Source organism: Achromobacter sp. UMC71 (assembly GCF_014170305.1).
Taxonomy (GTDB): domain Bacteria; phylum Pseudomonadota; class Gammaproteobacteria; order Burkholderiales; family Burkholderiaceae_B; genus Achromobacter.
Map to the genome: position 1 here is coordinate 18,702 of NZ_LZZT01000010.1, position 21,799 is coordinate 40,500.

Annotated in this window: 22 protein-coding genes; 12 read left to right on the top strand and 10 right to left on the bottom strand. The window is 66.9% G+C overall.

The features are described 5' to 3' along the window. Window positions 1–529: 529 nt before the first annotated feature. Window positions 530–910 (bottom strand): tautomerase family protein, encoded by a 381-nt coding sequence (locus tag A9974_RS03600; protein WP_183002790.1) that lies wholly within the window; start codon window positions 908–910, stop codon window positions 530–532. Window positions 911–997: 87 nt separating this feature from the next. Here A9974_RS03600 and A9974_RS03605 point away from each other — a divergent pair, with 87 nt between their 5' ends. After that, window positions 998–1,855: a LysR family transcriptional regulator gene (locus tag A9974_RS03605; RefSeq protein WP_183002791.1), complete on the top strand. Its 858-nt coding sequence runs from the start codon at window positions 998–1,000 to the stop codon at window positions 1,853–1,855. A 65-nt stretch (window positions 1,856–1,920) separates the two neighbouring features. On the opposite strand, the gene A9974_RS03610 is transcribed toward A9974_RS03605, so the two are convergent. Continuing rightward, complete coding sequence (locus A9974_RS03610; protein WP_183003091.1) at window positions 1,921–2,334, bottom strand: rhodanese-like domain-containing protein; 414 nt, start codon at window positions 2,332–2,334, stop codon at window positions 1,921–1,923. A 125-nt stretch (window positions 2,335–2,459) separates the two neighbouring features. Between A9974_RS03610 and ftrA the strand changes: the two genes are divergently transcribed. Further along, window positions 2,460–3,449 carry a transcriptional regulator FtrA gene (gene ftrA, locus A9974_RS03615; protein WP_183002792.1) on the top strand — a complete coding sequence of 330 codons (990 nt, stop codon included), beginning with the start codon at window positions 2,460–2,462 and terminating at the stop codon, window positions 3,447–3,449. On the opposite strand, the gene A9974_RS03620 is transcribed toward ftrA, so the two are convergent. Then, window positions 3,412–4,338: an alpha/beta hydrolase gene (locus tag A9974_RS03620; RefSeq protein WP_183002793.1), complete on the bottom strand. Its 927-nt coding sequence runs from the start codon at window positions 4,336–4,338 to the stop codon at window positions 3,412–3,414. The genes ftrA and A9974_RS03620 overlap by 38 nt on opposite strands. A 160-nt stretch (window positions 4,339–4,498) precedes the next feature. After that, entirely contained in the window at window positions 4,499–5,242 is a 744-nt protein-coding gene (locus A9974_RS03625) for an SDR family oxidoreductase (RefSeq protein WP_183002794.1), read from the bottom strand. Window positions 5,243–5,350: 108 nt separating this feature from the next. Between A9974_RS03625 and A9974_RS03630 the strand changes: the two genes are divergently transcribed. Next, a complete protein-coding gene (locus tag A9974_RS03630) occupies window positions 5,351–6,262 on the top strand; it encodes a LysR family transcriptional regulator (protein ID WP_183002795.1) in 912 nt (303 codons plus the stop codon). Here A9974_RS03630 and A9974_RS03635 read toward each other — a convergent pair. Then, window positions 6,241–7,635: a GntP family permease gene (locus tag A9974_RS03635; protein ID WP_183002796.1), complete on the bottom strand. Its 1,395-nt coding sequence runs from the start codon at window positions 7,633–7,635 to the stop codon at window positions 6,241–6,243. The genes A9974_RS03630 and A9974_RS03635 overlap by 22 nt on opposite strands. A 116-nt stretch (window positions 7,636–7,751) precedes the next feature. Next, window positions 7,752–8,561: an aminoglycoside phosphotransferase family protein gene (locus A9974_RS03640; RefSeq protein WP_183002797.1), complete on the bottom strand. Its 810-nt coding sequence runs from the start codon at window positions 8,559–8,561 to the stop codon at window positions 7,752–7,754. Between the two features lie 120 nt (window positions 8,562–8,681). Here A9974_RS03640 and A9974_RS03645 point away from each other — a divergent pair, with 120 nt between their 5' ends. The 5 genes from A9974_RS03645 to A9974_RS03665 are packed head-to-tail and all read left to right on the top strand — an operon-like array spanning window position 8,682 to window position 13,335. Next, window positions 8,682–9,314: a GntR family transcriptional regulator gene (locus A9974_RS03645; protein ID WP_255467993.1), complete on the top strand. Its 633-nt coding sequence runs from the start codon at window positions 8,682–8,684 to the stop codon at window positions 9,312–9,314. Window positions 9,315–9,341: 27 nt separating this feature from the next. Continuing rightward, entirely contained in the window at window positions 9,342–10,328 is a 987-nt protein-coding gene (locus A9974_RS03650) for a tripartite tricarboxylate transporter substrate binding protein (RefSeq protein ID WP_183002798.1), read from the top strand. Window positions 10,329–10,360: 32 nt separating this feature from the next. After that, window positions 10,361–11,365: a tripartite tricarboxylate transporter substrate binding protein gene (locus A9974_RS03655; protein ID WP_183002799.1), complete on the top strand. Its 1,005-nt coding sequence runs from the start codon at window positions 10,361–10,363 to the stop codon at window positions 11,363–11,365. A gap of 33 nt (window positions 11,366–11,398) precedes the next feature. Further along, window positions 11,399–12,460 (top strand): isocitrate/isopropylmalate dehydrogenase family protein, encoded by a 1,062-nt coding sequence (locus tag A9974_RS03660; protein ID WP_183002800.1) that lies wholly within the window; start codon window positions 11,399–11,401, stop codon window positions 12,458–12,460. 14 nt (window positions 12,461–12,474) lie between these two features. Then, on the top strand, window positions 12,475–13,335 hold the full coding sequence (locus A9974_RS03665) for an amidohydrolase (RefSeq protein ID WP_183002801.1): 861 nt from the start codon (window positions 12,475–12,477) through the stop codon (window positions 13,333–13,335). Window positions 13,336–13,433: 98 nt separating this feature from the next. Here A9974_RS03665 and A9974_RS03670 read toward each other — a convergent pair whose 3' ends face one another. Continuing rightward, on the bottom strand, window positions 13,434–13,937 hold the full coding sequence (locus tag A9974_RS03670; RefSeq protein ID WP_220805837.1) for an NUDIX hydrolase: 504 nt from the start codon (window positions 13,935–13,937) through the stop codon (window positions 13,434–13,436). Between the two features lie 225 nt (window positions 13,938–14,162). Here A9974_RS03670 and A9974_RS03675 point away from each other — a divergent pair, with 225 nt between their 5' ends. The 4 genes from A9974_RS03675 to A9974_RS03690 all read left to right on the top strand — a co-directional run bounded on the left by A9974_RS03675 (window position 14,163) and on the right by A9974_RS03690 (window position 17,953). Then, window positions 14,163–15,038, top strand: a complete 876-nt coding sequence (locus tag A9974_RS03675; protein ID WP_183002803.1) for a LysR family transcriptional regulator — start codon at window positions 14,163–14,165, stop codon at window positions 15,036–15,038. Between the two features lie 149 nt (window positions 15,039–15,187). Then, complete coding sequence (locus tag A9974_RS03680; protein WP_183002804.1) at window positions 15,188–15,979, top strand: aldolase; 792 nt, start codon at window positions 15,188–15,190, stop codon at window positions 15,977–15,979. A 38-nt stretch (window positions 15,980–16,017) separates the two neighbouring features. Beyond that, complete coding sequence (locus tag A9974_RS03685; protein ID WP_183002805.1) at window positions 16,018–17,346, top strand: MFS transporter; 1,329 nt, start codon at window positions 16,018–16,020, stop codon at window positions 17,344–17,346. 7 nt (window positions 17,347–17,353) lie between these two features. Further along, on the top strand, window positions 17,354–17,953 hold the full coding sequence (locus tag A9974_RS03690; RefSeq protein WP_183002806.1) for a 2-hydroxychromene-2-carboxylate isomerase: 600 nt from the start codon (window positions 17,354–17,356) through the stop codon (window positions 17,951–17,953). Window positions 17,954–18,036: 83 nt separating this feature from the next. Here the strand turns inward: A9974_RS03690 and A9974_RS03695 are convergent, their stop codons facing one another. From A9974_RS03695 to A9974_RS03705, 3 genes are all read right to left on the bottom strand, one after another. Further along, window positions 18,037–19,326 carry an ABC transporter substrate-binding protein gene (locus A9974_RS03695; protein WP_370539576.1) on the bottom strand — a complete coding sequence of 430 codons (1,290 nt, stop codon included), beginning with the start codon at window positions 19,324–19,326 and terminating at the stop codon, window positions 18,037–18,039. 108 nt (window positions 19,327–19,434) lie between these two features. Then, window positions 19,435–20,178: a GntR family transcriptional regulator gene (locus A9974_RS03700; protein WP_183002808.1), complete on the bottom strand. Its 744-nt coding sequence runs from the start codon at window positions 20,176–20,178 to the stop codon at window positions 19,435–19,437. 11 nt (window positions 20,179–20,189) lie between these two features. Next, window positions 20,190–21,797, bottom strand: a complete 1,608-nt coding sequence (locus A9974_RS03705; RefSeq protein ID WP_183002809.1) for an AMP-binding protein — start codon at window positions 21,795–21,797, stop codon at window positions 20,190–20,192. Between the last annotated feature and the right edge of the window lie 2 nt (window positions 21,798–21,799).

The window sequence follows — 21,799 nt, forward strand, 5'->3', positions numbered from 1 at the left end:
ACGAGGAGCTTGAACGTACCGAAGATTACGGGGACCCAAAAATTCATCATTTCCTCAAAACGCTGCTTCAGCAGCTAGCAGGTGCCGTAGACCGAACCCGAAGGCTTTTTCCAATGCCGTCATCTGGTGGCTGCTCAACAGGCAACGCTGACAGCGGTTGGTAGTGGGGAGCGCGAGCGTCTTGCTTCCCCAAGGCAGCCAAATTCTACCGCCAATATCCATACAAATTGTTGAATCGTTATGTTTGTATGGATTTTATGGCTTTATAAATTAAAAAAAAGCCATACATAAGGGTGGGGAATATCTATCCTGCGTTGCTAAAAAAACAAACATGTCTTAAGTGCGCCGCCGTCAAGAACCTGGAACAGCGTCAGCGCAACGGCGGCCAAGGCGGGGCCGGGGTGTGCGACCCATGCAAACAAGCCCTGGATTCCTTTCACATGGCCGCATCGCGGTTTGCCGTCGGTCGTCAAGGGCCGCTGCGCGGCAATCAGGGGGCGCGTTCGATCAACGTCTGGCGTCCAGGCGCTCACGCATATTGCGCGAGCCCGTTGCCTAGCGACCAGTTTTCTTTCGCAACCTCCACCAGGTTCACGAACACGTCCTCCGGGCGAATACCGGGGCTGTCGCCGAGGAGTTCCGCCGTCCGCGCAAACAGCGCTTTCTTCTGTTCCAGGCTGCGGGTGTTATTGGCAGTGATCTGGATGAACACCAGGTCATCGCTACGCGCAACGCCCAGATAAGTCTTGCCGTAGCGGAAGTCCGCCGCTTCATGCTGGGTAATGGTCATGAACTGGTCGTCCTCGGGAACGTTGAACGTTTCACGCAGCGCGCGGTAGACGCTGTCGAAGATGGCCTGCCTATAGGCTTCCGTCTTTCCGGTGCGCAGTGAAATATGAACGAGTGGCATAGCGGGTTATCTCCTCTTTGTGGGTGCCGTTCCATACTAATCATTCTGATACGCTATGCAGGTTTATTTCAACGATAGCTATCTGAAATGATTGTGCCCTCCCTGGACCTGGATGCCGTGAAGGCGTTCGTCCGCATCGTGCAGCTTGGAAGCTTTACGCGGGCTGCGCAAGCCTTGCAGACAACGCAGGCCGGAATCAGCCTGAAGCTCAAGCGGCTGGAAGAAAGGCTTGGCTACCGGCTCATCGAGCGCACGCCCCGGTATGTCGAACTATCCGCAATGGGGGCAATGTTCCTTGAACATGCGCGCGAGCTGCTGGCGGCCCATGACCGGGCCCTGGCCGCCTTTTCCAGCTCGCGGCAGCGTATTGCCGTTGGCATCAGTGATCATGTCGCGGGCCCGGAACTCCCCGCGCTGATCGCGCGCATGAACGCGCAAGATCCCGAGTTGCTGGTCGAAATCCGGATCGGATCGTCCGGTGACCTGCTTCAAAGCTTTGATCGGCGCGAACTGGACACGGTCATCGTCCGCCTGAACGCAGGCCGCAGCGATGGAGAGCTGATTGCCGAGGAAAGACTCGGCTGGTTCGCAGCGCCGGGCTGGCAGTATCGAGCGGATGAACCCCTGCCACTTGCCACGTTGGCGGAGCCTTGCGGTGTGCGCGCGCTGGCCGCAAGCCTACTCGATACGGCGCAAGTGCCCTGGCGAGAGGTCTTTGTCGGTGGCGGCGTGGCGGCCGTCGCCGCGGCGGTCATGGCGGGATTGGGCGTGGCCGCACTGGCGCCGAGGATGCTGCCATTCGGCGCCATGGATATCGGATCGAAACTCGGACTTCCGCAATTGCCGCATCTGCCGATCCTGCTTCATACCAGAAGCAAGGATGCCCGAACGCAGGCCGCGCTTGCCGCGCTGTCAGCAGCGTTTCGGAGCGCGGTCCGAGGGTAGCCGACGCAATGTCCGTCCGGCGGGACCGCCACGTCGTGCTCGACTATCGGCAAGGCCGGGATTCTTCACGGCGCGGCATCGCCCGTCGCCAGGTCGAAGCCCTCGTCGAGCCATCCGGTGATTCCGCCAATCATCACCTTCACCGGCCGCCCCAGTTGGGCACACCGCAACGCGCCACGCGTCGCGCCATTGCAGTGCGGCCCCGCGCAGTACGTGACGAAGAGCGTATCGGCGGGATAGTCCGCGAGTTTGGATGCGACGATCTTGCCGTGCGGCAGATTTAGCGCGCCCGGCACATGGCCCCGCGCGAACAGCGCGGGGCTGCGGACATCAAGCAATACGAAACCGGGCGCGCCACTGGCGAGCGCGCCGGCAACGTCGGAACAATCGGTCTCGAACTGCATTGCCGCGCGAAAGTGGGCAAGCGCGGCGTCGCTGTGGGCGGCGGGGATCGCGGTGACGGCGTTGGGAGTCGACATGGTTGAACTCTGCATGGATGGTTCGATGGAAAAGTGCCTGAAGTACAGATTCAGGTGCCACATTCTGGCGGTTAGCCGCCATCCGCAGTAGTGGCGTAATTGCCATTCTTCGGTAATATTACGCCATGGATAATCATCTTGTCGTGGCGCTGGCCTACGACCGGCTCTGTACTTTCGAATTCGGCTGCGCGACGGAACTGTTCGCACTTGAACGGCCAGAGCTCGACGTAGATTGGTATCGCTTCGCCGTATGCGCGAGCGAGCCGGGTCCGTTGCGCGCCGCAGGTGGCATCACGGTCGCCGCGCCTTATACGCTCAACATGCTTGATCGCGCCGATACGATCGTGGTGCCGGGTTGGCGCGATGCCGACGAATTGCCGCCCGAACCCCTGCTAAAACGCATCCGCAAGGCCTACCAGCGTGGGGCGCGGCTGTGTTCGATCTGCTCCGGCGTATTCGTGCTGGCTGCGGCAGGGGTGCTGGACGGCAAGACCGTGACCACCCACTGGCGATACGCCGCAGCGCTGCAGCGGCGCTATCCGCAAGTGCGTGTCAAGCCGGACGCGCTGTACATCGACGAAGGCCAGATCATCACGTCGGCGGGCTCCGCGGCGGGGCTGGATATGTTGCTGCACCTGGTCAGGCGCGATTACGGCGGCGCCGTGGCGAACCGGGTGGCGCAGCGGCTGGTGGTGGCGCCGCACCGGGAAGGCGGCCAGGCGCAGTTTGTGCCGCGCCCCATGCCGCAAGATGAAAGCGGGCGCTTGACGAAGTTGATGGACTGGATGCGTCAGTATCCTGCCTTGCCGCACACGCTGCGCTCGCTCGCGGAACGCGCGGCGATGAGTCCGCGTACGCTGCAACGGCAATTTCATGATGCCACCGGCATGGCGCCGTATGAATGGCTGGTGCGTGAACGGGTGGCGGTGGCCCGTGAGATGCTCGAAGCGCAGACCTTGTTGCCGATCGGCCGCATTGCCGAGCTGGCGGGGTTTGGGTCGGAGGAGTCGATGCGCAGGCATTTTCGGCGGATTGTGCTGACGAGCCCGACCGCCTATCGGGAGAAGTTTGGCCGATTCAGCGCACGGGCAGCAGATACTTCAACCCCTGCGTGAAGCCGCGTGGTGCGACGGTGAGATGATCCTCGTCGTTCAAGACCACTGACTTCAGTTTCAAGCCTGGGTACTTTCTGCTTTGCAGCGCGGCCTCCAATGCCCGGTTGTCGGCGACCATGTCCACCGTCTGGTTGTAGCGCCGATCGCCTTTGCGTAAGGCTTCGTAGGCGCCGACATACAGATAGACATTCGCCTTCAGGTCCTGGTTCTGCTTGGCGTAGCTCGCTTCGAGCTTCAAGGCATGTCGCTTGTCGTACCAGAGAGACGGACTGCCGAGGATATAGCCGCTGAACAAGCCGGGCTCCGTGAACAGGATCTGTGTCCCTAGCAGCGCGCCGTAGGAGTGGCCCAGGAAGATTTCCCTGGCGGGATCCGTCCGATAGCGAGCGGTGATGAAGGGCTTTGCCTGATCGCGCAGATAGCGTTGATAGGCCTGCGCCTGGCCATGGATCGAGCCGGGCGGGGCCGTACTCGGGCCGTTCGGTGTCGGCGTGTAGTCACGCTGGCGGCTGGCGCCGCCATCCTCGCCTTTTCCATAAGACAGGCCGACGAGAATGAATTCCTCGATCCGGGGGCCTTCGACATTCAGGCGGCGCGCCAGCTGGCGGATGATCGGGAAAGCGTAGTCGGCGTCGGTCACATACAGCACGGGGTAGCGCCGCTGCGGCTGCTTGGCGTAGGAGGGCGGCAGCGCAACGAAGACCTGGTAGCCACGTTGGGAAACGGGATCGGGCACGTCCCATACCTCGCTGTCGGCGATCTCGTAAGGGTGCCCGTCACCAGGCTGTACTTTGGGCGTCGATGGGGCCTGGGCGCGCGCCGGAGAGACGACGGCGCCGAAGCAGGTCGTCAGGGCGATCAACAAGGCGTGTGGAAAACGTCGATGCATGGGGACTCTTCGTCGATGAGCGCTGCACGGGGCGTATGGAAATGATCCGAATCAATGGCGCGGGGCGTGCGTGCGCAGCGGTAGGATTGGGCATCCTACCGGATACGGCTTTTGCATGTCTCCGGAGCGGTCCCGCGCATTCGAATCCTTAGCTGCGCGATCAGGCAATACCGCCGTTCGCGCGCAGCACCTGGCCATTGATCCATCCCCCATCCTGGCTGACCAGGAACGACACCACACCCGAAATATCCTCCGGCTGCCCAAGGCGTTCCAGCGGCGGCATCTTGGCGAAATGTTCGATCAGTTCGGGACTCTTGCCTTTCCTGAACAGGTCGGTGGCGACCGGGCCAGGCGCGACGGCGTTGACCGTGATGTGGCGGCCGCGTAGCTCCTTGGCGAACACGCGGGTGAAGCCTTCGACCGCGGCCTTGCTGGCGATGTAGATGCCGTAGGTGGGCATGTTCAGCGCCAACGTGGTGCTGGACACGTTGACGATGCGGCCGCCGTCGGCCAGCCTGGCGCCGGCCTCACGCAGGGTGTTGAACGTGCCGCGGGTATTGATGCCGAACGTCTGGTCGTACTGCTCGTCGGTGGTGTCGGCCAGCGTCTGCAGCTTGAGCACGCCGGCGTTGTTGACCAGGACGTCGATGCGGCCCAAGTCGGCTTCGACCTGGTCGAACATGGCGCGCACGTCGGCGGCCTTGGACACGTCGGCGCGTACGGCGGTGGCACGGCCGCCGGCCTGGCGGATCTCGGCGGCCAGGGCGTCGGCGTCGGCCGCGCCGGAGGCGTAGTTGATGGCGACGGCAAAGCCGTCGGCGGCCAGGCGGCGCACGATGGCGGCGCCGATGCCGCGGGATCCGCCGGTGACCAGGGCAACGCGTTGGAAGGCTTGGGTGTTCATGAAGTTCTCCGTGAGTGAGTGAGACGAATCATGGACTATTCCAAACCAAAGATAATTACCCGGTTTTTGCTAACATAATTTCATTTGCATTAATAATAGGGGCTGCGCATGGATCGCTTCCAGGAAATGCAGGTATTTGTGCGTATCGCCGAGCGGCGCAGTTTTTCCCAGGCATCGGAAGACCTGCAGATTCCCCGCGCCACGGTCACCAACCTGATCAAGCGCATGGAAAAGCGCCTGGGCGCGCGCCTGCTGGAGCGCACCACGCGCCAGGTGCGGCTGACCCATGACGGCGAGGCTTACTACCGGCGCTGCGTGCGCCTGTTGGCGGACCTGGAAGAGGCCGACGGCGCGTTCCTGAACACCGCGCCCAAGGGGCTGTTGCGGGTCAACGCGCAGGGCACGCTGGCGCGGGTGTTCGTGGTGCCGGGCCTGCCGGCGTTCCTGGCGCGCTATCCCGACATCGTGCTGCATCTGGGCGAGGACGACCGTCTGGTGGATCTGGTGCGCGAAGGCGTGGACTGCGTGCTGCGCGCCGGCACCCTGCAGGATTCGTCGCTGGTGGGGCGCCAGATTGCGCTGATGCCGCAGGTCACGGTGGCCAGCCCCGCCTACCTGGAACGCCATGGGGTGCCCGCCAGCCTGGACGATCTGGCGAATCACCTGGCGGTGGATTACCTGTCATCGTCCACGGGCCGCAGCCTGCCGCTGGATTTCATGGTGGACGGGCGCAATGTGCTGTTGCGCCCGGCCGCCGTGGTCAGCGTGACGGGCGCCGAGCTGTACGCCAGCGCGGCGCTGGCCGGCCTGGGGCTGGTGCAGGTGCCGCGCTATCGCGTGGAGGACGATTTGGCGGCCGGGCGCCTGACGGTGGTGCTGCCCGATATGCCGCCCGCGCCGATGCCGGTGTCGGTGCTGTACCCGCAGAACCGCCAGGTGTCGGCGCGGGTGCGGGTGTTCAGCCTATGGCTGGCCGAGCTTTTCGGCCAGGCCTTCGCTCAGACAATGCCGGTCAGGTAGTACACCGCGATCACCAGGAAGACCGACAGCGTCGAGATCAGGGTGATGGCGAAGATGTCGCCATAGGACTGGCGGTGGGTCAGGCCGGTGACGGCCAGCAGGGTGATGACGGCGCCGTTGTGCGGCAGGGTGTCCATGCCGCCGCTGGCCATGGCGGCGATCCGGTGCAGCACGTCCATGGGAATGCCGGCTGCGTTGGCGCTGTCGATGAAGGTCTGCGCCATGGCCGCCAGGGCGATGCTCATGCCGCCGGACGCCGATCCGGTGATGCCCGCCAGCGAGGTCACCGCCACCGCTTCGCCCACCAGCGGATCGGGGATGGCCTTGAGCGCGCTGGCCACCATCAGAAAGCCTGGTAGCGCGGCGATGACGCCGCCAAAGCCGTATTCGGCGGCGGTGTTCATGGACGCCAGCAGGGCGCCGGACACGGCGCTTTTGCTGCCCTCGGCGAAGTGCGCCTTGATGCTGGAAAACGAGAACGCCAGGATGGTGAAGATGCCCGCGATCAGCGCGCCCATCACGGCCCACAAGGCCACCTGGTCGGCGGCATTGACGGGCAGGGGCTGGGGCAGGCCGGGCAGCTCGACCTGGGCGCCGGCGGGGTACCAGCCCGGAATCCAGCGGGTCAGCAGGAAGTTGACCACGCCCACGACCACCAGCGGCAACAGCGCCACCAGCGGATGGTGTTCGCGTCCGTCCGGGGGCGTGGCCGGTTCGTTGCGTAGCTCGGTGCCGTAGGTTTCGCCCGCGGCGGCGGCGCGCTTGCGGCGCCATTCCAGATAGCTGATGCCGGCGGTCAGCGTGAAAGCCGAGCCGATCAGCCCCAGCCAGGGCGCGGCCCAGGTGGTGGTCTCGAAGAAGGTGGTGGGGATGATGTTCTGGATCTGCGGCGTGCCGGGCAGTGCGGTCATCGTGAAGGTGAACGCGCCCAGTGCGATGGCGCCGGGCATCAGGCGTTTGGGGATGCCGCCCTGGCGGAACATCTCGGCCGCGAAGGGGTAGACGGCGAACACCACCACGAACAACGATACGCCGCCGTAGGTCAGCACGGCGCACACCAGCACGATGGCCATGATGGCGCGCTCGGCGCCGATCAGCCGCAGCACGGCCTGCACGATGGCGCGAGAAAAGCCCGACAGCTCGATCAGCTTGCCGAAAACGGCGCCCAACAGGAAGACGGGGAAGTAGAGCTTGGCGAAGCCCGCCATGCGCTCCATGAAGATGCCCGAGAACACGGGCGCCAGCGCAGACGGGTCTGTCAGCAGCACCGCGCCCATGGCTGCGATGGGCGCGCAAAGAATCACGCTGTAGCCTCGATACGCCGCCAGCATCAAGAACGCCAGCGCCGCCACCACGATAAACAATCCGGTCATCCGGTACTCCTGGAATGAGAGGTTAAGGGGTGTGGAGCTACACCTTAACCGATCGATCCGGATGGTCGTTTGACAGGGGGCAGGCTGCGGCCCGTCGTGGTTGGGCCGCAGCCGCGCTAGCCTTCGAGCAGCGCCTGCGCTTGCGCGGCGATGTTCAGGTCGATCGCCGCGTCGTCGCCGTCGCCCAGGAACCAGGCGGCCGACAGTCCGCACCAGGCCACCACCCATTGCAGCAGGCGGCGGCGGTCCAGGCCGGATTCTTCGACAATGATGTCCAGACGGCGCTCGAAGCGCCCCGGCACGATGGCCACGGGCGGGTTCGGGTCGGCCAGGTCCGGGTTGCAGAACACATTGGCGTAATCGAAGCCGCGGTCGCCATGGAGCCGCTTGGGGTCGATGACCAGCCAGCCGCGTTCGCCGAAATCCAGGATGTTGTCGTGATGCACGTCGCCATGCAGCACGACCGGGTCTTGCGGGTGGTCCAGCAGGGCGCGGGCGTGGCGGGCGCTGTGCGCCAGGATGCCGCCGCGCGCCTGCGCCATGGGCCACAGGTCGACGAACCATTCTTCCAGCGGGCGCAGGGGCGGCAAGGCCTGGGCGCGCGGCGCATGCAGCTCGCGCAGCACGCCGCAGATGATGCGGGTGGCGTCGTCGTCGCGGCCGTTGCGGGCGTAGGCGGCCAGCGACCGCGTGCCGGTGGCGCGTTCCAGCAGGATGGCGTGGTCATCGTGCGCCAGCACCCGCGCCGCGCCGCGGCCGTTCCACCAGGTCATCAGCACGCCGCCCTGGCGCTCGTCTTCCTCGACCGACACCTTCAGCATCGCGGGCACGCCGTCCTGGCGCACCGGCAGCAGCCGCGCGGCGGGGGTGGTGATAGGGGCGCCGTCAGGCACGAGGTTCCAGCGGGAGAGGTAGGTGTCGAACATGGCGGGAGCGGGGCTGCGGGACTCCTATAGTAAAAGGTCCGGGAACACCCGGTTTTCAGCGGCGTCGTTGCGCTTCGATTTTTTGTATGCAAAAATATACAAAAATCAGCCGAGACTCGTATGCCCATCGTCAAGAGCAATTCGCAGGCCTTTGCTGCCTACAACGAGATCAAGCGCCGCATCCTGGCGGGGATGTTCACGGCCAGCGACCGCCTGCGCGAAGTCGAGGTCGCCGGCCTGCTCGACATGGGGCGCACGCCGGTGCGCGAAGCGCTCAAGCGCATCCAGGACGAAGGCCTGATCACGCACGAGCCCGGCCGGGGCCTGGTGGTGACCACCATGGACCAGCAGGAAGTCGGCGAGCTCTACTCCATGCGCGAAGTGCTCGAGGGCTCGGCCGCCGCCTTCGCCGCGCGCCACGCAACCCCCGCCGATGTCGCCCACATGCAGGCCATTCTCGATGAGGGCGACGGCGGCGACCCTGTTGCGCAGAATCTGCGCTTTCACGAAGCCATCTACAGCGCCGCGCATAACCGCTATCTGATCCGGTCGCTGCAATCGTTGACCGAGACCACCTATCTGCTGGGGCGCAGCACGCTCAGTGCGCCCGAGCGCGCCCGCCGCTCCAACGAAGAACATCAGACCATCGTGGACGCCATCCGCGCCCGCGACGAGCAAGGCGCGCAAGACGCCGCTCGCCACCATATTCACCAGGCCCTGCTGGAACGCCTAAAGATGCTGCGCCAGGGATAAGCGCGGCCGTCGATCGGAGACAAATCGATGAGCAAGTCCCAAGTATCCCCGCAGCGTCTGCTGGCGGGGCTGGCCCTGCTTTTGCCCGCGTTTTGCGCGCCGGCCATGGCGGCCGACGTCTACCCCAGCCGGCCCATCACGCTGGTGGTGCCTTTTTCGGCGGGCGGCGGCACGGACAGCATCGCGCGCGACATGGCGCGCACCCTGGCCGACAAGCTGGGCCAGTCCGTCGTCGTGGAGAACCGGGGCGGCGGGGGCGGCTCGATCGGCGCCGGCATGGTCGCCAATGCGCGTCCCGATGGCTATACGCTGCTGTTCGCGACGTCGACCTTCGTGACCAACGCCGCCGCGGGCATCAGCACCAGCTATGACGTGCTCAAGTCCTTTGCGCCCATCGCGATGCTGGGACGGGGCCCCTTGTTCGTGGTGACGGCCAAAGACCTGAAGCTGCGCTCCGTTGCCGATCTGCGCAAGCTTGCCGCCACGCCCGAAGCCAACTTGAATTTCTGCTCGGCCGGCAACGGCAGCATCAACCACCTGGCCGGCGAATTGTTCAAGCAGAAGGCGAACGCGGTGATGACGCACGTGCCCTACAAGGGCAGCGGTCCGGCCACGGTCGACCTGCTGGCCGGACGCGTGCAGGTGTTCTTCGCGACCGTTCCCACCATCCTGTCGCAAGTGCGCGATCAGCGCGTGGATCTGCTGGCGGTGACCGGCAAGACGCGCTCGCCGCTGTTTCCCGACACCCCGACCGTGGCCGAAGCGGGCGTCGCCGATTTCGACATCACGACCTGGTGGGGGGTGCTGGCCCCGGCTGGCACGCCGTCCGACGTCGTGGGCAAGCTGAACCAGGCCATCAATGCCGCTGCGTCCGACACGCTGGTGCGCGAGCGCTTGCAGCACGAGGGCGCGCAGGCGATCAGCGGTTCGCCCGACGACTTCGGCCAGGCCCTGTCGGCCGAGCTGCGGATGTGGCGTGGCGTCGTCCAGCAATCCGGCATGGCGCTGGATTGATGCGCCCCGCATAAGCACACGAAGGAGACCTCATGAGCCAGACCTCTGAACCATACAGCCCGTCGCGCCGGCGCCTGCTGCAAGGCGCCGCGGCCGGATGGGCCTGCGCCCTGGCCGGCGCGGCCCGCGCCGCCGACTCCTATCCCGCCAGACCGGTGACGTTGGTCGTGCCCTACGCGCCTGGCGGACAGGGCGATGTGTTCGCCCGCATTCTGGCCGAACGCCTGGGCACGGAATTCAACCAGACCGTCATCGTCGAAAACCGTCCCGGCGCATCCGGCGCGGTGGGCTCCCGGCTGGTGCTGCGCGCGCCCGCCGACGGCTACACGCTGCTGCTGGGCCAGACCGGCGAGATCGCGGTCAATCCCTATGCCATGAAAGCGCTGGGCTACGACCCCTTACGTGAATTTGCCCCGGTGATCCTGGTGGGCGATTCCCCGCTGGTTCTGGCGGTGCCGGAAAAATCGCCCTACGCGGACCTGGGGGCGCTGATCGCCGCCGCCCGCGCCAAGCCGGACGCCCTGGCCTATGCCTCGTCGGGCACCGCCACGCCGGGACACCTGGCCGCGGCCGCGCTGGCGCTGGGGACGCAAACCCGCATGCTGCACGCCCCGTACAAGGGCGCTGGCCAGGCCATGTCGGATTTGCTCGGTGGCCACGTGGACTTCTTCTTTTCCAGCGCATCCGCGGTCATGCCGCACCTGAATAGCGGGCGCTTGCGGGCGCTGGCCGTGTCCTCGCGGGAGCGGCTTGGCGTGTTGCCCCAGGTGCCGACGGTCAGCGAGGCCGCTGTGCCGGACTTTCAGTTCAGCCTGTGGGGCGGCGTGTTCGCGCCTGCGCAGACGCCCGCTGCTATCGTGGAGTTGCTGAACACCAAGCTGAACGCCATCCTGGCCGAACCCGCGATCAAGTCGCGCCTGGAAGGCGATGGGGCCGCGGTGCGTCCGAACTCCACCCAGCAATTCACCGCTTTCGTGCGCGGCGAAGCCGCCAAGTATCAACGCCTGGTGCAAGCCACCGGGATCCAGGTCGAATAAGCCTGACCGCTCAACCCAACAGGAACACGCTCCATGAAAATCGTTGTACTCCCCGGCGACGGTATCGGCCCCGAAACCATGGCGGTCGCCGTCGATGTGCTGGACGCCGCCTCGCGCCGCTTCGGCCTGGGCCTTCGCTTTGACCACGACATAGCGGGCCATGACAGCCTGAAGCAGCACGGCGCGACCGTGACGCCCGCGCTGCTGGAAAAGGTCAAGGCCGCCGACGGCCTGATGCTGGGCCCCATGGCTACCTATGACTTCAAGGACGAGGCCCGCGGCGAGATCAATCCGTCGATGTATTTCCGCAAGAACCTCGACCTGCACGCCAATATCCGCCCGGCCAGAACCTATCCCGGCATGAACGCGCGCCTGGGGGAGTTCGACCTGGTGGTGGTGCGCGAGAACACCGAAGGCTTCTATGCCGACCGCAACATTGCTTCCGGCGGCAGCGAAATGCTGATCACGCCGGACGTAGTGGTGTCGCTGCGCCGCATTACCCGGCAGTGCTGCGAGCGCATCGCGCGCACGGCGTTCGAGCTGGCCATGACGCGCAATAAGCACGTCACGATGGTGCACAAGGCCAATGTGCTCAAGCTGGGCGACGGCATGTTCCTGGAGATGTGCCGCCAGGTGGCGCAGGAATTTCCGGATGTGCGCGTGGACGATGTGATCGTCGACGCCATGATGGCGCACGTGGTGCGCGCGCCGCAGCGCTATGACGTCATCGTCACCACCAACATGTTCGGCGACATCCTGTCGGACCTGACGGCTGAGCTGTCGGGCAGCCTGGGGTTGGGCGGATCGCTGAATGCGGGACGCGACTACGCGATGGGGCAGGCGGCCCATGGGTCCGCGCCCGATATCGCTGGCCAGAACATCGCCAATCCGATCTCGCTCATCCTGTCGGGCGCGATGCTGCTGAACTGGCATGGCCAGAAGACCAGCCAGCCGCAATTCCTGCAGGCGGCCGCGGCGATCGAACGCACCATCGCCGATACCATCCTGGCGGGGGAATGCACCCGTGATGTGGGCGGCACGCTGGGCACGCGCGAAGCCGGCGCGGCGTTCGTGGCCCGTTTGTCGGCGGCTTGAGCATGCCTGCGGCCATGCTTCCCGCCCATGCCTGCGACTGCCACGTGCACGTGGTGGCGCCGCAGGCCGGCTATCCGATGACGGCCGATCGCCCCTACACACCGGGCCCGGCCTCGGTCACGGACTTGAGGGCGCACCTGGCCCGCCTGGGCCTGGCGCATGCCGTGATCGTGCAACCCAGCATCTACGGCACCGACAACCGCCTGCTGATCGACAGTCTGCATGCGCTTGACGGCGCCGCGCGCGGCGTGGCGGTGCTGGACACCGACGTGACCGATGCGGAATTGGTCCGGCTGCATGATGCCGGCGTGCGCGGAGTGCGGGTCAATCTTGAAAGCGTGGGCGCGAGCGATCCGGCGTCGGTCCGCCGGGCGCTGGCGGCCTGGGCTGGCCGTCTTGCGGGGCAGGGCTGGCACATCCAGATCTACGCCTCGCTGGACGCCATCGCGTCGGCGGCGCCGGCGTTCGGCCGTTTGCCGGTGCCGGTGGTGCTGGATCATTTCGCGATGATTCCGGCGCATGCGTCCTTGGATGACCCGCGGGTGCAGGCCGTGCTGCAACGGGTGGGCGACGGCAGTGCCTATATCAAGCTGTCGGCTTCCTACCGGGTCTGTCCGGATCCGGCCGACCTTGCCCAGGCCTCACGGCTGGCCGCGTTGGCGCAGGCCATCGTGCGCTGCAATCCGGAACGGGTGCTCTGGGCCAGCGACTGGCCGCATACCCAGCGCGAACCGGGCAAGCCGGCCACCGAGGTCAGCGCCTATCGCCGTGTTCCGGCGCAAGGCCTGCGCGCCGAACTGAACGCGTGGCTGCCGCAAGCTGCCACGCGGCGGCAGGTGCTGACGGCAAATCCCGCGGTGCTGTACGGCCTGTAACGATCAGCCGCCGCGCGGCGGATTTTTCGCGTCCGCCACTGGTTGCGTCCGGACATCACCCCAGGCCGTGCCGGTCATGGCGGCCCGCGGGCGGGGGCCTAGGGGCGGATAGCGTCCGGATCCGAGGCCTGCGCCATCAGCGCCGCGGCCTTGCGCGCGATGCTGGCCACGCCGAAGCTGGTCGCCAGCGCCTGGCCGTCCAGCTCGGCCAGCGGCACCCAGCGGGCGTCCTGAGCGTCGTCGCCGGCCACCGGTTCGCCGGACTGCCAGCGGCATAGCACGGCGATCAGGATGAAGTGCCGGCGCAGCGCGCCGCTGTTGTCGCGGTCGAACACGTCGACGGCGTCAAAGACCCGCAGCGGTTCGGCGCGCACGCCGCATTCTTCGAAGAGCTCGCGCACGGCGGCGTCTTCCAGGCGCTCGCCTGCGTCGATCTTGCCGCCGGGAAAGGCCCAGCGGTGCTGGTCGGGCGGGTTGGCGCGCTGCACCAGCAGGATGTGGCCGTCGCGCACCACGGCGGCGATGGTGGCGGCGATGGGGCGTTGCGGGGGGGATTGCACGGGAACTCCGGAATGTAGTTGGCGGGGCGCGGGCGGCGGCATGGCAGGTTCGCGTTGCAATCTGGCCATAGGGTCTCCGGGTTCAGCCTGTTAATTTATCATCGATCAATTCATGAGGCGATCACCGGCCGTTGGCAAGTCATCGTGCCAGGCCCTAGCGCAAATCCCGGTAGTGGCGCCGCGGCCCTTGGGGCACACTGTCAGCCGCGCCGCCACGAGCGCGATCGATAACGACAGGGCCCGCGCCTGGGCCCCCGGGGAAGCCGCATGGACACGCCAGACCGCCAATTGCGCTATTTCGCGCGGATCGCGGAATTGAAATCGCTTTCGCGCGCCGCCGAAGACCTGGACCAGACCCAGTCGGGCCTGAGCCGCCAGCTGGCCGCGCTGGAGGCTTACGTGGGCAAGCCGCTGTTCGTGCGCACCGGCCGCGGCGTCGAACTGACCGAGGCCGGCACGCGCCTGCTGGACGGCATCTTGCCGGCCTACCGCAGCATCGACCAGACACTGGAGGCGGTGCGCCAGCGCGAAGGCGTGACGCAGGGCTCGGTCCGGCTGGCCACGGTGCATACGCTCAGCTATTACTTCATGGCCGATGTGGTGGCGCAGTTCGTCAGCAGCCGCGAACACGTCAACCTGTCCGTCATGGGCCGCAGCTCGCCCGAGGTGGTGGCGCTGGTGGAAAGCGGCAAGGCCGATATCGGCTTTGTCTACGACGCGGCGGTGGCGTCCGACAACCTGGCGTCCGCGCCGCTGTTCGACGACGACATGTGCCTGATCGTGCGACGCGGGGTCGAGGTGGCGGACCGCGTCGACTTGGGCGCCATGGCGTTGCGGCTGGTGGGGTTTCCGCCGCACTACGCGCTGCGCAAGATGATCCACAGCGCCGGCCTGCAGCCTGAATTCGTGGCCGAGGCCGAAACCATCGACGCCATGCTCAAGCTGGTGTCGTCCGGCGTGGGCGCCTGTATCCTGCCGTCGCGCATTCCCGAGAAGCTGCTGACCGACTACGGACTGCGCAAGGTCGTCATCGCCAGCCCGGTGCTGCGGCGCCGGGTGGTGGCCATCACACTGGCCCAGCGCCAGCCGTTACCGCTGGTCGGTGAGCTGCTGGAATGCGCGCGCCGCATCGCGCGGGGGTAGGAGGCCGGGGGCAGGGTCAGACCCCACCCGTCGCGGCTTGCCGAATAGCTGCTATGACCCGCGCTGCATGGCTTGATGCGGCCAAGCTTTCCATACTGTTTTCCATGGCGCGGCGTCCGCCCGCGCCGTCCAGAAAAACAGGAGACAGCATGGACAACGCATTGCGGGAAAAGGCCTATTTCGACACCCGCGCCACCCAAGAGATGGCGCAGCACCTGCGCGCGGTGCCGCGCAGCGCCCAGGAGACCATGGCCTACGCCTGCCGCATCCTGGCCATGACGGAACAGGAAGCCGGCCTGGCCGGCCAGATCAGCGTGCGGTCCGAGCGCCCGGGCGCCTACTGGACGCTGCGCTTCGGCCTGGGCTTTGACGAGGCCACGCCGGCCGATTTCATCGAGGTCGACCGCGACCTGAACACGCTGACGGGCGAGGGCATGGCCAACCCGGCCACGCGTTTTCACCTGTGGGTGTACGAGGCCCGGCCCGACGTGCGTTCCATCATCCACACCCATTCGCCGTGGGCCTCGGCCCTGGCCGCGGCGCGCCAGCCGCTGGTGATTTCGCAGATGGACATGACGCCGCTGCACGACGACTGCGCGTTCCTGGGCGAGTGGCCCGGGGTGCCGATCGCCGACCAGGAGGGCGTGATCATCTCGGCCGCGCTGGGCGCCAAGCGCGCCATCATCCTGGCGCATCACGGCTACCTGACGGCGGGCGCCAGCTGTGAGGAAGCGACCTACCTGTCGGTGTACCTGGAACGCGCGGCGCGCATGCAGATCCGCGCGCAGGCCTTCGGCCCGCTGACGCCGGTGGACGACACCCTGGCGCGCGAGGCGCATGACTACCTGCTCAAGCCGTCCATCGTGCGCGCCACCTTCGACTACTGGTGCCGCCAGACGCACGGTATCGCGCCGCTGCCGTCCTTGCCTGCCGCCCGCTAAGCGCAATTTCCACACCGACACTTTCAAGGGGAGTCACGATGATGACGACCAAGACAACGCCTGCGCGCTCGCGCCGCGACTACGTCACCGCCGGCCTGGCCAGCATGATGGGCACCACCATCGAGTGGTACGACTTTTTTCTGTACGGCACGGCCGCCGCGCTGATCTTCAACAAGATCTTCTTTCCCTCGTTCGATCCGCTGACGGGCACGCTGGCGGCCTTTGCCACCTATTCGGTGGGATTTTTCGCGCGGCCGCTGGGCGGCGTGATCTTCGGCCACTATGGCGACAAGATCGGCCGCAAGTCCATGCTGTTGATCACGCTGTTGCTGATGGGTGTGCCCACCATCCTGATCGGGCTGATTCCGTCGTACGACCAGATCGGCTATTGGGCCGCGGTGCTGCTGGTGCTGATGCGTTTCCTGCAGGGTATCGCCGTGGGCGGCGAGTGGGGCGGAGCGGTGCTGATGGCGGTCGAGCATGCGCCGGAGGGCAAGAAGGGCTTTTTCGGCAGCCTGCCGCAGGCGGGCGTGGCGCCGGGCCTGATCCTGTCGTCGCTGGCGATGGGCGCGGTGGCCGGGCTGCCCGAAGCCGACATGCTGGCCTGGGGCTGGCGTCTGCCGTTCCTGGCCAGCGTGGTGTTGCTGGGGGTGGGCTGGTTCATCCGCGTCAAGGTCGCCGAATCGCCCGACTTCGAGCAGATGCGCGACAAGGGCGCCAAGGTCGAAGTGCCGGTGGCCGAGGTGCTCAAGCATCACCGCCGCGCGTTGCTGACCGTGGTGGGCGCCCGGCTGGCGGAAGTGACCTGGTTCTACACCGTGGTGACGTTTTCGCTGGCCTACGCCACCGGCACGCTGGGGGTGCCGCGGTCGGTGATGCTGGATGCGACCATTTGGGGCGCGGCGCTGGCGCTGTTCACCATGCCGCTGTTCGGCGTGCTGGGCGACAAGGTGGGCCACAAGTGGGTCTTCATGGCGGGCGCCGTGGGCATCCTGGCCTGCGCACCGGTTTTCTTCCAATTGCTGGCCACGGGCGACCGGACCTGGATCATCGTGGCGGTTTGCCTGGCCGTGGGATTGGTCTACGCTTGCCTCTACGGCCCGGAAGGCACCTTGTTTTCCAGCCAGTTCCCGGCCCAGGTGCGCTACACCGGCATCTCGCTGGCGGTGCAGGTGTCGGGGGCGATAGGCGGCGGGCTCGCGCCCATCGTCGCGACCTGGCTGCTGGCCCGGGCCGGCGGCGATCCGAAGTACGTGGTGTGGTACCTGAGCGCGCTGGGCGTCATCGCCGTGTTCAGCGCGTGGCGCATGCGCGGCGACGCGCCGGCGCGCGCGGCGCTGGCCGTCCCGGCCGGCGCGCGGACCTGAGGACGACATGAAAACGATCGACTATTACTTCTGGTTGAATTCCGACTGGGCCTATCTGGGCGCCGACCGTCTCGAAGCCCTGGCAACCCGCCACCAGGCGCGCATCCGCTACCTGCCGGTGGACCTGCCCAATGTGTATTCGCGCACCGGCGGCGTGCTGCTCAGCCAGCGCGCGCCCGAGCGCCAGGCCTACCGCGTGGCGGAACTGGCGCGCTGGTGCCGCAAGCTGGGCATCCCCGTCAATCCCACGCCGGCCTTCATGTGCCCGGACGCGGGGCTGGCCTCGCGCATCGTCATCGCGGCTGACAGTGCCGGCCTGCCGGTGGCGGCGCTGTACAAGGCCATCCTGAAGGCGCAGTGGTGCGACGAGCAGGACGTCTCGTCGCCGGCCACGCTGCACGCCATCGTGGCTGGGCAAGGGCTGGACGCCGACGCCTTGCTGGCGGCGGCCGAGCGGCCCGACGCCGAGCGGATCTACCGCCAGAATACGGACGCCGCGGTCGCGGCCGGGGTGTTCGGGTCGCCGTCGTACGTGTATCGCGGCGAGCTGTTCTGGGGGCAGGACCGGCTGGACATGCTGGAAGAGGCGGTGGCCGCGCCGGTGTGACGGCCTGCCGCAGTCCGCAGCGGCTGCGGACTGCGGCGCATGCGGCCGCCCTGGCCGGCGCGGGCCAGGGCGTTGCACCCTTTTTATTTCGCCGCTGTCTTGACCAGCGGGCAGGTGGACTTGGACAGCGGCATGAAGGCCTCGTCGCCCGGCACCGTGGCCACCAGGTTGTAGTAGTCCCAGGGACGTTTGGATTCAGACGGCTTTTTCACTTCGAACAGGTACATGTCGTGCACCATGCGGCCGTCTTCGCGGATGCGGCCGTTGGTGGCGAAGAAGTCATTGATGGGCATGGCCTTCATCTGCTTCATCACGGCATCCGGCGCGTCGGTGCCGGCGGCCTGTACCGCTTTCAGGTAGTGCATCACCGACGAATAGGTGCCCGCCTGGCTCATGTTGGGCATTTTCTTCAATTTGTCGTAGTAGCGCTGCGACCAGGCGCGGGTCTGGTCGTTCATGTCCCAGTAGAAGGCCTCGGTCAGCATCAAGCCGCTGGCCGCTTCCAGGCCGATGGCGTGGATGTCGTTGATGTACAGCAGCAGGCCGGCCATCTTCTGCCCGCCCTGGGTCAGGCCGAACTCGCTGGCCGCCTTGATGGCGTTGACCGTGTCGCCGCCGGCATTGGCCAGCCCCACGACCTGCGCGCGGCTGGACTGCGCCTGCAACAGGTATGAGGCGAAGTCGCTGGACCCCAGCGGGTGGCGCGCGGCGCCCAGCACGGTGCCGCCGCGGGCCTTGACCACTTCGGTGGCGGACGCTTGCAGGGTGTGGCCGAAGGCGTAGTCGGCCGTCAGGAAGTACCAGCTCTTGCCGCCGCGGTCGACGACGGCGCGGGCGGTGGTGTTGGCCAGCGACCAGGTGTCGTAGGTGTAGTGCACCGAATAGGGCGAGCACAGGTCGTTGGAGATGCGCTCGGTGCCGGGGCCGCTGAAGACCACGATCTTCTTTTTCTCGCGCGCCACTTCCAGCACGGCCAGCGCCGGGGCGGAGCCGGCCACGTCCATCACGGCGTCCACTTTCTGCGTGTCGTACCACTCGCGCGCGCGGGCGGCGGCGATGTCGGCCTTGTTCTGGTGGTCGGCCACCAGCAGATCGATTTTCTTGCCCAGCACCGTGCCGCCGAAATCATCGATGGCCATCTGCGCGGCCGTGGCGCTGCCCTTGCCGGTCACGTCGGCGTAGACGCCGCTCATGTCCAGGATCAGGCCCAGCCGGACGATGTCGTCTGAAATGGCGGGCGCGGTCTGGGCCGAGGCGGTGGCCGTGAATGCGGCGCCGGCCAACGCCAAGGCGGCCGTCAGGGCGGCCAGGCGCGGGCGGGGGGATGGGTTGCGGGAAAGCGTGCTGCGTTGCTGCGGGCAAATCCGGGGCATGGGTCGGGTCATGGTTGTCTCCATTTATGGTTATGCCGGATGCTTGCAAGGGACTGCGGGCGCTTGGGGCCAGGGCCCGCGCTTTTCTAGGGGATGAGGCTGGCGCGGCTAGCGTTGGCTCAGCAGATCGAACTCCATGCGCACCTTACGGAACGGGAATTCCAGCCGCGCGAAATACACCACGCGGCCGTCGATGCAGGCGTAGCGGCGCAGCTCGGCCACGGGCGAGGACACCGGAATCTGCAGCGATTCGGCCGATTCCTGGCCGGCCTCGATCACGTTCAGCACTTGGCGCGCCTCGCTGATGCGCGCGCCGTAGAACTGGTCCAGCACCGGCGCCACGGTGCTTTTCTGGATGCGGGCGCGGTGCTTGCGAAACAGGCTGCTTTCCAGGAACACCTCGCTGTAGCAGAAGGGGCCGGCGTCGGTGGTGTGGACCCGCCGCAGGTACTGGAAACTGCCGCCGCGTTGCGCCTCGCAGGGCATGCCCAGGGTGTCGGGCAGCGGCGAATCGGCGCTGGATTCCACCAGCGATACGGTACCCAGCTGGTTGCTCAGTTCCACCGTTTCGGCCCAGGTCTTGGGAATCAGCAGTGTCGGCGTTTCCGGCAAGGCGGCATTGACGAAGGTGCCCGACCCGCGCGAGCGCCGGATCAGGCCGTCCTGTTCCAGCAGCCCGAACGCCTGGCGGATGGTTGCCCGCGAAATGCCGTAGGTATCCATGAGCGATTCCAGGGGCGGGATCTGCTGGCCCGGCCGCCAGGTGCGGTTCTGGATGTGGCTGCGAAACAGCGCGGCCGCCTGCAGATAAAGAGGCTGGGGGCTGTGCGAGAAAAGCTTGCGCGCGGGCATGGTCGGTGCGGTCAGGAAGGGTTGGGGGCGGCGAGCAGGGCGTCTGCCATGTCGCGCAGCCGGTGTTTCTGGATTTTGACCGAATTGGCGCTTTCTACCGACGGAAACGCGTCCAGCACGGTGAATCCGGCGGGGACCTTGAAGCCGGCCATTGCCTGCTTGCAGGCAGCCGTCCAGCCGGCCGGGTCGGCGTGCGCGCCGTGTTGCAGCAGCACGAAGGCGTAGGGCACCGTCTTGCCGCCGCGCGTGGCGCCCACCACCTGGCAGGCGCGCACGCCGGGCAGCGTTTCCACCACTTGTTCGATTTCGACCGGGTTCACCAGAAAGCCGGACAGCCGCAGCGAATCGCCCATGCGGGTCTGGAACACGAACTGGCGCGGGTTCAGCGTGTAGCCCAGGTCGCCGGTCTTGAAATAGCCATCCTCCGTGCAGGCACGGCGGGTGGCGTCGGGATTGTCCAGGTAGCCCTGCATCAGGCTGGGCGACAGGATTTCCAGTTCGCCCGATTCGCCATGCGGCAGCACCGCGCCGCTGGCCGGGTCGCGGGCCCGTACCCGGGCGTCGGGGTAGACCAGGGTGCCGCCGGGCAGGTGGCGCGCCGACACATCACCGCTGGCCGCTACGCGCGGCTGGCCGGCGACCAGCGCGATCAGCTCGCTGGAGCCATACAGACCCGTCAGCGGCACGCCGGCCTCGCGCGCCAGATCCAGCATGTGGTCCAGCGCCGGCGTGAAGCTGGCAAAGCCGAACAGTTGCGCCGACGCGAAGCCGCCCGGCTGGGCCGCGCGCATCATGGCGACCAGCGCCTCGTTGTTGGCATAGGTGTGGGTCACCTGGTGGCGCTGCACCGCCGCGGCGGATTCGGCGGCGTCGAACACCGGCGCGCAGACCACCGGCGCGCCCTGCGCCAGACCGCCCGCCAGCGTGGCAAAGCCGAACGCGCCGCAGAACGGCGCGCTGGCCAGCACCCGGGTGCGCGCGTCGTAGCCAAAGGCCTGCGCCACCGCCGCGCCATGGCGCAGCAGCGTCGCCTGGTCGTGCAGCACGAATTTGGGCTGCGAGGTGGTGCCGGACGTGGTGAAGCACAGCACGCCGGCATTGGGCTGGGCCGCGGGCGGAGCGTCGGCGCCGGCCCGCAGATCGGCGTAGCGGTGCACGGGCCGGTCGCGCACGGTCGCTGGCACGGCCTCGTCCGTTTCCGCCACGGCCACGATGCCCCGCAGGCGCGCCAGGTGTTCCGGGGCGACATCGTTCAGGATGCCCTGGAAATCGATGCCCTTGAAGCCGGGCCAGAACACCAGCCAGTCGGCGCGGCCGCGGCCCAGGATGTCGGCGACTTCCAGCGCGCGAAAGCGCGTGTTGACGGCCAGCACCAGCGCACCCAGGTGGGCGGCGGCCAGGAACGACTCGACCCAGGCGGCGCAGTTGGGCAGCCACACGGCCACGCGGTCGCCGGGCTGCACGCCGGCGCGCGCCAGGCCCGCGGCCAAGGCGCGGCTGCGTGTCCGCAGTTGCGCGTGGCTGATGGGCTGGTCGCGGTCGATCAGGGCGGGCTGATCGGGATGGCTGGCGGCCAGGGTGTCCAGGTGCTGGGAAAACGTGGAGGCTTGCGGCGTCATGG

Coding starts and splice junctions, on each gene's coding strand:
- A9974_RS03600 (WP_183002790.1), bottom strand. CDS start 910: ATGCCACTCGTTCATATTTCACTGCGCACCGGAAAGACGGAAGCCTAT.
- A9974_RS03605 (WP_183002791.1), top strand. CDS start 998: ATGATTGTGCCCTCCCTGGACCTGGATGCCGTGAAGGCGTTCGTCCGC.
- A9974_RS03610 (WP_183003091.1), bottom strand. CDS start 2,334: ATGTCGACTCCCAACGCCGTCACCGCGATCCCCGCCGCCCACAGCGAC.
- ftrA (WP_183002792.1), top strand. CDS start 2,460: ATGGATAATCATCTTGTCGTGGCGCTGGCCTACGACCGGCTCTGTACT.
- A9974_RS03620 (WP_183002793.1), bottom strand. CDS start 4,338: ATGCATCGACGTTTTCCACACGCCTTGTTGATCGCCCTGACGACCTGC.
- A9974_RS03625 (WP_183002794.1), bottom strand. CDS start 5,242: ATGAACACCCAAGCCTTCCAACGCGTTGCCCTGGTCACCGGCGGATCC.
- A9974_RS03630 (WP_183002795.1), top strand. CDS start 5,351: ATGGATCGCTTCCAGGAAATGCAGGTATTTGTGCGTATCGCCGAGCGG.
- A9974_RS03635 (WP_183002796.1), bottom strand. CDS start 7,635: ATGACCGGATTGTTTATCGTGGTGGCGGCGCTGGCGTTCTTGATGCTG.
- A9974_RS03640 (WP_183002797.1), bottom strand. CDS start 8,561: ATGTTCGACACCTACCTCTCCCGCTGGAACCTCGTGCCTGACGGCGCC.
- A9974_RS03645 (WP_255467993.1), top strand. CDS start 8,682: ATGCCCATCGTCAAGAGCAATTCGCAGGCCTTTGCTGCCTACAACGAG.
- A9974_RS03650 (WP_183002798.1), top strand. CDS start 9,342: ATGAGCAAGTCCCAAGTATCCCCGCAGCGTCTGCTGGCGGGGCTGGCC.
- A9974_RS03655 (WP_183002799.1), top strand. CDS start 10,361: ATGAGCCAGACCTCTGAACCATACAGCCCGTCGCGCCGGCGCCTGCTG.
- A9974_RS03660 (WP_183002800.1), top strand. CDS start 11,399: ATGAAAATCGTTGTACTCCCCGGCGACGGTATCGGCCCCGAAACCATG.
- A9974_RS03665 (WP_183002801.1), top strand. CDS start 12,475: ATGCTTCCCGCCCATGCCTGCGACTGCCACGTGCACGTGGTGGCGCCG.
- A9974_RS03670 (WP_220805837.1), bottom strand. CDS start 13,937: ATGCCGCCGCCCGCGCCCCGCCAACTACATTCCGGAGTTCCCGTGCAA.
- A9974_RS03675 (WP_183002803.1), top strand. CDS start 14,163: ATGGACACGCCAGACCGCCAATTGCGCTATTTCGCGCGGATCGCGGAA.
- A9974_RS03680 (WP_183002804.1), top strand. CDS start 15,188: ATGGACAACGCATTGCGGGAAAAGGCCTATTTCGACACCCGCGCCACC.
- A9974_RS03685 (WP_183002805.1), top strand. CDS start 16,018: ATGATGACGACCAAGACAACGCCTGCGCGCTCGCGCCGCGACTACGTC.
- A9974_RS03690 (WP_183002806.1), top strand. CDS start 17,354: ATGAAAACGATCGACTATTACTTCTGGTTGAATTCCGACTGGGCCTAT.
- A9974_RS03695 (WP_370539576.1), bottom strand. CDS start 19,326: ATGCCCCGGATTTGCCCGCAGCAACGCAGCACGCTTTCCCGCAACCCA.
- A9974_RS03700 (WP_183002808.1), bottom strand. CDS start 20,178: ATGCCCGCGCGCAAGCTTTTCTCGCACAGCCCCCAGCCTCTTTATCTG.
- A9974_RS03705 (WP_183002809.1), bottom strand. CDS start 21,797: ATGACGCCGCAAGCCTCCACGTTTTCCCAGCACCTGGACACCCTGGCC.